General features: G+C 67.0%; 10 protein-coding genes. 6 read left to right on the plus strand and 4 right to left on the minus strand.

Annotation, left to right across the window (positions count from 1 at the left end; all coding sequences use genetic code 11):
* The first annotated feature begins 32 nt into the window (after positions 1–32).
* From VGV37_RS24540 to VGV37_RS24565, 6 genes are read left to right on the plus strand one after another with little or no spacing between them, the layout of a single operon-like run.
* A complete protein-coding gene (locus tag VGV37_RS24540) occupies positions 33–809 on the plus strand; it encodes a hypothetical protein (RefSeq protein WP_326882420.1) in 777 nt (258 codons plus the stop codon).
* A complete protein-coding gene (locus VGV37_RS24545; RefSeq protein WP_326882421.1) occupies positions 806–1,312 on the plus strand; it encodes a hypothetical protein in 507 nt (168 codons plus the stop codon). Before VGV37_RS24540 ends, VGV37_RS24545 begins: the two co-directional genes overlap by 4 nt.
* Positions 1,312–3,156, plus strand: a complete 1,845-nt coding sequence (locus tag VGV37_RS24550; RefSeq protein WP_326882422.1) for an ABC transporter ATP-binding protein — start codon at positions 1,312–1,314, stop codon at positions 3,154–3,156. The genes VGV37_RS24545 and VGV37_RS24550 overlap by 1 nt, the downstream gene beginning before the upstream one ends.
* Positions 3,153–5,060: an ABC transporter substrate-binding protein gene (locus VGV37_RS24555; RefSeq protein WP_326882423.1), complete on the plus strand. Its 1,908-nt coding sequence runs from the start codon at positions 3,153–3,155 to the stop codon at positions 5,058–5,060. Before VGV37_RS24550 ends, VGV37_RS24555 begins: the two co-directional genes overlap by 4 nt.
* Before the next feature lie 15 nt (positions 5,061–5,075).
* The gene (locus VGV37_RS24560) at positions 5,076–6,074 is read left to right on the plus strand and encodes an ABC transporter permease (RefSeq protein ID WP_326882424.1); all 999 of its coding nucleotides are present in this window, start codon (positions 5,076–5,078) and stop codon (positions 6,072–6,074) included.
* Entirely contained in the window at positions 6,071–7,234 is a 1,164-nt protein-coding gene (locus tag VGV37_RS24565) for an ABC transporter permease (protein ID WP_326882425.1), read from the plus strand. The genes VGV37_RS24560 and VGV37_RS24565 overlap by 4 nt, the downstream gene beginning before the upstream one ends.
* Positions 7,235–7,240: 6 nt before the next feature.
* Here the strand turns inward: VGV37_RS24565 and VGV37_RS24570 are convergent, their stop codons facing one another.
* The 4 genes from VGV37_RS24570 to VGV37_RS24585 form a co-directional block, all read right to left on the minus strand.
* Complete coding sequence (locus VGV37_RS24570) at positions 7,241–8,110, minus strand: MBL fold metallo-hydrolase (RefSeq protein ID WP_326882426.1); 870 nt, start codon at positions 8,108–8,110, stop codon at positions 7,241–7,243.
* 40 nt (positions 8,111–8,150) lie between these two features.
* Positions 8,151–8,840: a response regulator transcription factor gene (locus VGV37_RS24575; RefSeq protein ID WP_326882431.1), complete on the minus strand. Its 690-nt coding sequence runs from the start codon at positions 8,838–8,840 to the stop codon at positions 8,151–8,153.
* A 75-nt stretch (positions 8,841–8,915) separates the two neighbouring features.
* Positions 8,916–9,986 (minus strand): glycosyltransferase family 4 protein, encoded by a 1,071-nt coding sequence (locus tag VGV37_RS24580; RefSeq protein ID WP_326882427.1) that lies wholly within the window; start codon positions 9,984–9,986, stop codon positions 8,916–8,918.
* A gap of 8 nt (positions 9,987–9,994) precedes the next feature.
* Positions 9,995–10,396, minus strand: a complete 402-nt coding sequence (locus tag VGV37_RS24585) for a 6-carboxytetrahydropterin synthase (protein ID WP_326882428.1) — start codon at positions 10,394–10,396, stop codon at positions 9,995–9,997.
* Positions 10,397–10,610: the final 214 nt, after the last annotated feature.

Genomic DNA, 10,610 nt, shown 5'->3' on the forward strand with positions numbered 1-10,610 from the left:
GTATCAGCTCATTCGCAGAAGGTTGTTCGCCCTTGAGCCTATCCGCCCAGCGTATCGCACCGTCCATCCGGACGTCGATTTGGGCACCGCTCGAAGCCGAGTTGGCGGCTTGGGCGGCAATGGGGCGCATCGCCCGTTTCTGGTGGCGCGACGATGACGCGATCCAGCCTTCGGCGGCGCTCGATCGACTTCTGGCTTTGGCCGTCCCGCTGGCGCTGGCCGTCATTCCGGCGCATGCGACCGTCGAACTGGCGCACCGCTTGGCCGGCGTCGGGCGCGTGACGGTGCTGCAGCACGGCATCGCCCACGACAATCATGCTGTACCGCCGGCCAAGAAGGCAGAGCTCGGCACCAGCCGGCCGGCCGTCTCGCTGGCAGGTGCGCTCGCCGAGGGCCGACGTAAGCTCGAAGCGCTGTTCGGGGTGGGGTTCCTGCCGGTGCTGGTGCCGCCCTGGAACCGCATCGCCGACGATCTCGTCCCCTTGCTCCCGCAAGCCGGCTTCATCGGCCTGTCCACGGCCGGCCCTCGGCGGGAAACGATGCCGGGGCTGCGCCAGGTCAACAGCGACCTCGATCCGGTCGACTGGCGCGGCACGCGGCGCTGCCGCCCGGCGGCCGACCTCGTCGCCGAGACGGCCCGTCACCTTGCCGCACGCCGGATCGGACAGGACGCGACGCCGGTCGGCCTCTTGACCCATCACCTGCTCGACGATGCCGGGACGGAGCGGTTTGCGACCGGTCTCGCGCGCCTGATCGCGGACCATCCGGCCGCCGCCTGGACGTCGGCCCGGGAGATCTGGCCGGCATGAGCGAGCATCGCTATCCGACCCGCAGCCTGGTCGAGGATTATGCCCGGGGCGCCGCCGGCCTCGTCTTCCTCGCGATCGCGCTCGTGCCGATGCATTGGGCGCTGCATCTGGTATTCGGCCTGGTCGCCGCCCTGCTGCTGAGTTTCGGCGTGCGGACGATCCTGCGGGGGCGCAGCCGGATCGTGCTGGACGAGGCCGGCATCGCCGTCGTCGGGCCGATGGGCAAGCGGTTGGCCTGGACGGCGCTCGACGGGCTGAAGCTGCGCTATTTCTCGACCCGCCGCGACCGCAAGCGTGGCTGGATGGAGCTGACCCTGACCGGACCGGGCATCAAGTTGGCGATCGAAAGCCAGGTCGAGGGTTTCGAGACCATCGTCCGCCAGGCGGCGGCGGCGGCAAAGCGGCGCGGCCTGACGGTCGATCCTTCGACCGAAGGCAACCTGGCCGCCCTCGACGTGCCCGTGCCGCGCGGCAGCGAGCTCGGCGGGATGGTGGCGGGCTGATGGCCGATCTGCTGCAGGTTCGCGACCTCAAGGTCAGTTTCGCGACGCCCGCCGGCCCGTTCGAGGCGGTGCGGGGCGTTTCGTTCCGCGTGCCGCACGGCGGCACGGTGGCGCTGGTCGGCGAATCCGGTTCCGGCAAGTCGGTGGTCAGCCAGGCGATCATGGGCATCCTGCCGGCGGCCGGCAGCATCACCGGCGGCCAGATCCTGTTCGCCGAACCGAGCGCGCCCGCGCCCGTCGACATCGCGGCACTCGACCGCAACGGCCCCGCCCTCCGCGAAATCCGCGGCGGCAGCATCTCGATCATCTTTCAGGAACCGATGACGTCGCTGTCGCCGCTGCACACGGTCGGCAACCAGATTTCCGAGGCACTGCTGCTGCATCGGGAGGCCAACAAGGCCAACGCGCACGAGCTGACCAGCGAGATGCTGCGCCTGGTCGGGTTCAAGAACCCGAAGAAGGCGCTGTCGACCTATCCGTTCGAACTGTCGGGTGGCCTGCGCCAGCGCGCGATGATCGCGATGGCGCTGGTTTGCCGCCCGTCGCTGCTGATCGCGGACGAGCCGACCACGGCGCTGGATGTCACGATCCAGGCCCAAATCCTGAAGCTGATCCAGGACCTGCAGGCCGAGCTGGGCATGGCCGTGCTGCTGATCACCCATGACCTGGGCGTGGTCGCGAACGTCGCCGAGGAAGTCGTGGTCATGTATCGCGGCAAGGTCGTCGAGCAGGGCACGGCCAAGGACCTGTTCCGCGATCCGCGCCATCCTTACCTGAAGGCGCTGCTGGCGGCGGTGCCGCGGTTCGACATGGGGCCGGAAGACCGGCTGGTGCCGATCCGCGAGATCCCGCCGATCTCGGAAACGAAGTACTTGGCGCCGCGCCGGATCGCGCGCGAGACCAACCAGGCACCGCTGCTGACCATCAGGGGGCTGACCAAAAGCTATGCCACCCGCAAGGGCAGCGAGCCGGTCAAGGCGGTCGACGGCATCGACCTGACGATCGAGACCGGCGAATGCCTGGGGCTGGTCGGCGAGAGCGGCTGCGGCAAGACCACCTTGTCGAAGATGCTGCTGCGCGCGGTGGCGCCCGACGCCGGCCAGGTGCGGTTCCGCGACGGCGACACCGAGATCGACGTGCTGGCGCTCGACGGCAAGGACCTGACCCGCTTCCGCCGTCGGGTGCAGTACGTGTTCCAGGATCCGTTCAGCGCGCTCAATCCGCGCATGAACGTGTTCGACATCCTGGCCGAACCGCTGCTGGTCCATGGCATCGGCGATGCCGCCGAGCGGCGCGCCCGGGTCGAGGAACTGGTGCAGCTCGTAGGCCTCGACCGCAACCAGCTGAAGCGCTATCCCCATAGTTTCTCGGGCGGCCAGCGCCAGCGCATCGGCATCGCGCGCGCCCTGGCGCTCAACCCGGACCTGCTGATTTGCGACGAGCCGGTCTCGGCGCTCGACGTGTCGATCCAGGCCCAGGTGCTGAACCTGCTGAAGGATCTACAGCAGCGGCTGGGCCTGACCTACCTGTTCGTTTCGCATAATCTGGCGGTGGTCGATTACGTCGCCGACCGGATCGCGGTCATGTGCGCCGGCCGGATCGTCGAGCTGGCGCCGCGGCGGGCCCTGTTCCAGGACCCGCGGCATCCTTACACCAAGGCCCTGCTGGCGGCGGTGCCGACGCCGGACCTGAACCACAAGCTCGATTTCGAGGCACTGATGGGCGGTAAGGCGTCGAACCCCGCCGCCTGGCCGCTGCCGTTCACCCGCGACGAGACCCATCGGCCCGCACCGGTCGACCTGGGCGACGGTCATTGGGTCGAAGCCGTGGGAGCCGTGCCGTGAACCGCCTGCTGCCGACCTTCACGATCCTTCTGTGCCTGCTGACCGGCGGGAAGGCCCAGGCGCTCAGCTACATCGAGACCCCCTCGCTTGCCGCCGACGTCGCGGCCGGCAAGCTGCCGCCGGTCGAGCAGCGCATCCCGAGCGACCCGGCGATCGAGACGGGCCGGCCGGGCCAGCCCGGCGGGGAACTGCACGTGCTGATTTCGAGCGCGCGCGAGACCCGCCTGCTCGCGATCATCGGCTATGCCCGGCTGATGGCTTATACGCCCAGCTATGACCTGGTGCCGGACATGCTGGAAAGCGTCGACCAGAAGGACGAGCGGGTCTTCACGCTGCATCTGCGGCCCGGCCATCGCTGGTCCGACGGCGAACCCTTCACCGCCGAGGATTTCCGCTATTGGTGGGACGACGTGGCGAACAACCAGCAGCTGGCCCCGACCGGTCCCCCGGTGGCGCTGCTGCGCGAGGGCGAGAAGCCCAAGGTCGAGATCCTCGATCCGCTCACCGTGCGATATTCCTGGTCGCAACCGATGCCGACGTTCCTGGCCCTGCTGGCCAGCCCGACGCCGATCACGATCTATCGGCCGGCCCATTACCTGAAGCAGTTCCACGTCAAATACGCCGACAAGGACAAGCTGGCCGCCCTGGTCGCGGCGGGACACGCGCGGAACTGGGCCCAGCTGCACAACCGGATGGACAATCCGATCCGCAACGACAATCCCGACCTGCCGACGCTCGATCCGTGGGTGTTGAAGACCGCGCCGCCGTCCGAGCGCTTCGTATTCGAGCGCAATCCCTATTACTATCGGGTCGATCGCGAGGGCCGGCAGCTGCCTTATATCGACCGGATCAACGCCGCCGTGGCCGACAGCAAGATCATCCCGGTCAAGGTCGGCGCCGGCGAGGTGGATTTGCAGTCGCGCTATCTGCGCTTCGACAATTATACGTTCCTCAAGGCCGGCGAAGCGCGCAACAGCTATCGCGTCCGCCTGTGGAAGACCGGCTATGGCAGCCAGTTGACGCTGTATCCGAACCTGAATGTCACCGATCCGGTCTGGCGTACCCTGCTGCGCGACGTGCGGTTCCGGCGCGCCCTGTCGTTGGCGATCGACCGGCACGAAATCAACAACGTGATCTACTACGGACTGGCGCTCGAAGGCCAGAACACCATGCTGCCCGGCTCGCCGCTGTATGACGAGGCCGATCGCAAGGCCTGGGCGCAGTACGACCCGGCCCAGGCAGGCAAGCTGCTGGACGAGATCGGCCTGACCAAACGGAACGGCGAGGGCATCCGCCTGCTGCCCGACGGAAGGCCGCTGCAGATCGTGGTCGAAACGGCGGGCACGGTCGCCGAGGAAAGCGACGTGCTGGAGCTGATCCGCGATACCTGGCGCGAGGTCGGCATCAAGCTGTTTTCGAAGCCGCTGCAGATCGAGTTGATGCACAACCGAATCTTTTCCGGCGAAACCATGATGTCGATCGATCGCGGCCTGGAGAACGGCCTGGCCAACGCCGAGATGAGCCCGGCCGCCCTGGCGCCCACCCTGCAGAACGATTGGCAATGGCCGCGCTGGGGGCAATATTATGAGACCCATGGCATGTCGGGCGAGGCACCGGACATGCCGATGGCGACCGAACTGATGCAGCTCGGCCATCAATGGATGAATGCGACGGATTTCGAGGCGCGGCGATCGCTGTGGCGGCGCATGCTGGCCATCCATGCCGACCGGGTCCTGACCATCGGCCTGTGCGCCGAGGTGCCGCAGCCGGTCGTGGTGTCCGACCGCCTGCGCAACGTGCCCGAACAGGGCATCTACAATTTCGATCCGGGCGCCTTCTTCGGCGTCTACAAGCCCGACCGCTTCTGGTTCGTTCCGGAAGTGCCGGCCGACCAGCCGTCCTGAGGGGAGCCAAGGGGAATGTTCGGCTATATCGTCCACCGGCTGCTGGTCATGATCCCGACCCTGCTCGCGATCAGCCTGATCGTGTTCATCATCATCCAGCTGCCGCCCGGCGACTATCTGTCGACATACATGGCCGAGCTGCAGGCCCAGGGCGAGGCGGTCGACCCGCAGAAACTCGCCTACCTGCGCGAGATCTACGGCCTCGACCGGCCGGCCTGGCAGCAATACCTCTACTGGGTCTGGGGCCTGCTGCACGGCGACATGGGCTATTCCTTCGCCTATAACCTGCCGGTGACCCAGGTCGTCGGCGACCGGCTGATGCTGACTTTCATCGTCAGCTTCTCGACCATCATGTTCACCTGGATCGTGGCCTTTCCCATCGGCATCTATTCCGCCACCCACCAGTACAGCTGGAGCGACTACGGCCTGACCTTCCTGGGCTTCGTGGGGTTGGCGACGCCGAATTTCCTCCTGGCGCTGGTGATGCTCTATTTCGCCAATACCTGGTTCGGCATCTCGATCGGCGGGCTGATGGACGACCGCTTCATCGGTACACCCTGGAGCCTCGCCAAGCTCGGCTCGGTGCTGGCGCATCTGTGGATTCCGGTCATCGTCATCGGCCTGTCCGGCACCGCCGGCATGATCCGGCGCCTGCGCGCCAACCTGCTGGACGAACTGCAGAAGCAATATGTCGTGACCGCACGCGCCAAGGGCCTGTCGCCATTCCGGACCCTGATGAAATATCCGCTGCGCATGTCGCTGAACCCGTTCATCTCCGACATCGGCACCCTGCTGCCCCATGTCATTTCCGGCTCTGCCATCGTCTCGGTCGTGCTGTCGCTGCCGACGACCGGTCCGATGCTGCTGGATGCGCTGCGTTCCCAGGACATGTACCTGGCCGGCTCATTCCTGATGTTCCTGGCTTTGCTGACGGTGATCGGCGTGTTCCTGAGCGACCTGGCGCTGGCGGCACTCGACCCGCGCATCCGGCTCGGTGCCGGGAGCGTCAAATGAGCGAGGCCCGCACCCCGCTCGACCATTTCGTCTCCGAGGAGCCGTTCGAGCCCAATCGCGTCGAGCCGATGAGCCCGGCGCAGGAGCGCTATTACCGCGCGTCGCAATGGCGGATGATGTGGTGGAAGCTGAAGCGCCACCGCCTCGCCGTGCTGTCGGGCGCTATCCTGGGCCTGCTCTACCTGTCGACCCTGGTCAGCGAGATGCTGGCGCCCTACGACCTGCACAGCCGGCATACGGATTTCATCTTCGCGCCGCCGCAGCAGGTCCATCTGTTCGACCAGGGCCATTTCGTCGGGCCGTTCGTCTATGGCTTCGACTACAGCCTCGATATGACCAATCTCAAGCGGGTCTACGAGCCGAACCTGGCGCAGGTGCAGCCGCTGCGGTTCTTCTGCCTGGGCGATCCCTATGATTTCTGGGGCGTGGTTTCCGGCCGGTTCCACCTGGTCTGCCCGGCCGAGAACGGTACGCTGTTCCTGCTGGGCACCGACCGGCTGGGCCGCGACATGCTCTCGCGCGTCATCTACGGCACGCGGATCTCGCTGACCATCGGCCTCATCGGCATCTCGATCAGCTTCACGCTCGGCATCGTCATCGGCGGCCTCGCCGGCTATTACGGCGGCTGGGTCGATGCGATCACCCAGCGCGTGATCGAGATCATCCGGTCCTTCCCGGAGCTGCCGCTGTGGATGGCGCTGTCGGCGGCCCTGCCGGTGACCTGGAGCCCGCTGCTGGTCTATTTCGGCATCACGCTGATCCTGGGCTTTCTCGATTGGACCGGCCTCGCCCGCGCCGTGCGTTCCAAATTCCTGGCGCTGCGGGAGGAGGATTTCGCGACGGCGGCGATCCTGATGGGCGCCACGCCCCGACGCGTGATCTTCCGCCACCTGCTGCCCAGCTTCATGTCCCATCTCATCGCCTCGGCGACGATCTCGATCCCGTCGATGATCCTGGGCGAGACGGCGCTGAGCTTCCTGGGGCTGGGCCTGCGCTCGCCGATCACCAGCTGGGGCGTGCTGCTGAACGAAGCGCAGAACATCAACGTGGTGGCGCTCTATCCCTGGCTGATGCTGCCGGTCGTGCCGGTGTTCACCGTCGTGCTCGCCTTCAATTTCTTCGGCGACGGGTTGCGCGACGCGGCCGATCCGTATCGCTGAGCGGCTTCACAGGGTGAGGATCATGTCCTCACGCGCAATGATCGTCCCCGGGCGGCGGGCGGCCGCTTCGGCGGCGATGGCGTCGAGCTGCTCGTCGGTCCGCCGGGGCGCATGGTGGAACAGCACGAGCGTCTTGGCGCCCGAAGCTTCCATCAGCTTGACGCCTTCCTGCCAGGTCGAATGGCCCCAGCCGGTCTTGGCAGTATATTCCGCGTCGGTGAACATCGCGTCATAGATGACGTAGTCGGCGCCGGCGATCAGCCCCAGGATATTATCGTCGAGCCGGCCGGGGAAATGCTCGGTATCCGTGATGTAGCACAGTGATCGGCCGGCATAGTCGATGCGGTAGCCGGTCGCCTTGTTCGGGTGGTTGAGCGGTGCCGTGCGGACCGTGATGCCCGGATAGGGCTGCAGGGTCTCGCCGGCATGGAAATCGATGAAGGTCTTGTTGGAATGCAGCGCGTTCACCGGGATCGGGAACAGCGGGTCGGCCATCATCGTGTTCAGCACATCCTCGACGTTGCGCTCGGGCGCCAGATGGCCGGCATAGATCTTGAGCCGGTTCTCCGCACTGAACGCGGGTGAGAAGAACGGCAGGCCGACGATGTGATCGAGATGGGTGTGGGTCAGGAAGATGTCGACTTCCAGCGGCCCGGTCAGCGGTTCCATATGGTGGCCCAGCACCCGGATGCCGCTGCCGGCATCGAGGATCAGGCGCTGCGTGCCGCAGATGACTTCCAGGCAGGGCGTGTTGCCGCCGTAGCGAACGGTTTCCGCCCCCGGCGCGGCGATACTGCCGCGCACACCCCAGAATGTGCAGGTGAATGGTCCCGGGGCCGAAGCCTTGGGTCCTTGTTCGTCGTTCACTGCGCTCATGCCCCAGCTTGCCAATCCCTGTCGGCCTCGCGGGCCGCCGTCACGGCACCAGGCGGTATCCGCCCGGCTCGGTAATCAAAAGTTCCGCCTTGGACGGATCGAGCTCGATCTTCTGCCTGAGACGGTAGACATGCGTTTCGAGCGTATGCGTGGTCACGGCCGCGTTGTAGCCCCAGACCTCGTTGAGCAGCAGCTCGCGACCGGTCGGCCGGTCTCCTGCACGCAACAGGTATTTCAGGATAGCGGTTTCCTTCTCGGTCAGCCGCACCTTTTTCTTACCCGCCTCTGCAACCAAAAGTTTCGCGCTGGGACGGAAGCTGTAGGGCCCGATGGTGAAGACCGCATCTTCGCTCTGTTCGTGCTGGCGCAGTTGTGCGCGCAAACGGGCGAGCAGCACGCCCAGGCGAAACGGCTTCGTCACATAGTCGTTGGCGCCGGCGTCGAGGCCGAGGATGGTATCCGCCTCGCTGTCGGCGCCGGTGAGCATGACGATCGGCGCCCGGACGCCGTTGCGCCGCATCAGCCGGCATAGTTCGCGCCCGTCCATGTCGGGCAGCCCGACGTCGAGCACGAGGATGTCGAAGTAATGGTGCTTGGCGATTTCCAGCGCGGCAGCGGCGCAGTCCGCCACCTCCGTGATGAATTCCTCGTGCAGGCGCAACTGCTCCGCCAGCGCCTCGCGCAGCGCCTGATCGTCGTCGACCAGCAGAATCTTCTTCGGTGCCGTCATGGCGTTCCTTCGATCCACGAGCCTGAGCATAGGGAACGGCCCGGTCGCGCGCAATCGGGCAGCATGTTCAGGTCGTTAGCCACGTTTGGCAAGCAGGTCGAAGGCGCCGCCCCAGCGTCGGGCCGTCTCGGCCCAGTCGACGAAGCCGTCGGCCGCGGCGCGTGCGCCGGCCGCATATCGCGCGCGCAGCACGCCATCGCCGATCATTTGCGCCAGGGCCGCGGCCAATGCACCGCGATCGCCCGCCGGCACCAGGATACCTGCGGTTGCCGGCACCGTCAGGGGAATGGCACCGGCGTCGGTGCCGAGGATCGGCAGGCCATGGGCCATCGCCTCGGCATAGGCCATGCCATAGCCCTCGTAGAACGACGGCAACACGAACAGGTCGGCCGCGCGATAGGCCTCCGACAATCGTTCGGGCGGCCATTCCCCAGCCAGATCGACCCGGTCCTCCAGCCCGCGATCGGCGATGAGGGCGCGGAGATCGGCCACGGTTGCCGGATCGCGCTCCAGGCTACCGATCGCGGTCAGGTGCCAGTCCGACCGATCGATGTCGGCCAGTGCCTCGACCAGCAGGCGGTGGCCCTTGCGCGGGGTCACCGTCGCCACCGTCAGCAGCCGGACCATGCCGGGCCGGTCGGACGGCGGTAGATCGGCCGATCCGTCCGGCCGGTCGGTCCCCGGCGGGATCACGGCGATCCTGTCCCGCGGCACGCCATAGGCGGCGACATCGGCGGCACTGCGCGCACTCGGGCACAGGACCCCCTGGCACAGCGGCAGCAATTTGCGTTCGAGCGTCGCATAGCGGGCCGCATCCTCGACGGACAGGCCGGTCTCGAGCGCCAGCGCGTGATGCACCAGCACGATGATCGCGAGCCGGTCGGCATGGGCCGGCAGGACGGCCTCGAATGCGGCAAGCGCCAGCCCGTCGATGCAGACCGCAGCGCCGTCCGGCAAGGCGGCAAGGCAGGCGGCAGCACTCGCCTGCGCGGTCCAGTCCGCATCGGGAAATCGCCCGAGCAGTTCCAGCAGCCCGAGCCGCCGGCCTTCGGCGCGCAGCCCCTCGATCACCCGGCGGTCGTAAAGATAGCCGCCGGTGATCTGCTCGATGTCGCCTGGAACGATGAAGGTGAAGGACCCGTCCATGGCTTGGCTCACAGCGGCCCGTCGAAGCCGGCCCAGGCGACCGGCGATTCCCGCAAGACGACCTGGAGCGAGGCCAGCGCCCCGGCGGTGCCGGCCCCGAGCGCGCCATCCCGGACGCGCGCCTTCAGGCGCTCGTGCAGCACGCCGGCCAGGAACTCGGTCGTGGTGTTGCGGCCGGCGAATTCCGGCAGCTCGTCGAGGTTGGCGAACGCCAGCGGTGCCAGCACTTCCTTCAGCACGTCGAGCGCCCGGCCGATGTCGCAGACGATGCCGTCCTGGTCGAGCCGCTCGCGCCGGAACGTCGCCTCGACCGTATAGGTCGCACCATGCAGGCGCTGGGCCGGGCCGAACACGGTGCCGCGGAAGCTATGGGCGATCATAACATGGTCGCTGACGGTGACGCTGTACATGCGGGCGATTCCAAAGGCTGAGGTGAAGGCTGCTCTCCCGTCCTTTCCGTGCAGGCGGGAATGACGGGGGAACTCCTAGGGATAGACCACGACCCGGCACAGCGCACCGGCACCGTCGTTCGCCAGGCGGGCCATCGTTTCCGGCAGGTCGGCGAAGGCGCTGTCGCCGTCGAGGAAATGGTCATAGACCGGATCGGTGAGCAGATCGAGGGCC

Origin of the sequence: Aliidongia sp. (genome assembly GCF_035943795.1) — a bacterium.
GTDB lineage: Bacteria > Pseudomonadota > Alphaproteobacteria > ATCC43930 > CGMCC-115725 > Aliidongia.

Coding starts and splice junctions, on each gene's coding strand:
- VGV37_RS24560 (WP_326882424.1), top strand. CDS start 5,076: ATGTTCGGCTATATCGTCCACCGGCTGCTGGTCATGATCCCGACCCTG.
- VGV37_RS24545 (WP_326882421.1), top strand. CDS start 806: ATGAGCGAGCATCGCTATCCGACCCGCAGCCTGGTCGAGGATTATGCC.
- VGV37_RS24580 (WP_326882427.1), bottom strand. CDS start 9,986: ATGGACGGGTCCTTCACCTTCATCGTTCCAGGCGACATCGAGCAGATC.
- VGV37_RS24565 (WP_326882425.1), top strand. CDS start 6,071: ATGAGCGAGGCCCGCACCCCGCTCGACCATTTCGTCTCCGAGGAGCCG.
- VGV37_RS24570 (WP_326882426.1), bottom strand. CDS start 8,110: ATGAGCGCAGTGAACGACGAACAAGGACCCAAGGCTTCGGCCCCGGGA.
- VGV37_RS24575 (WP_326882431.1), bottom strand. CDS start 8,840: ATGACGGCACCGAAGAAGATTCTGCTGGTCGACGACGATCAGGCGCTG.
- VGV37_RS24585 (WP_326882428.1), bottom strand. CDS start 10,396: ATGTACAGCGTCACCGTCAGCGACCATGTTATGATCGCCCATAGCTTC.
- VGV37_RS24550 (WP_326882422.1), top strand. CDS start 1,312: ATGGCCGATCTGCTGCAGGTTCGCGACCTCAAGGTCAGTTTCGCGACG.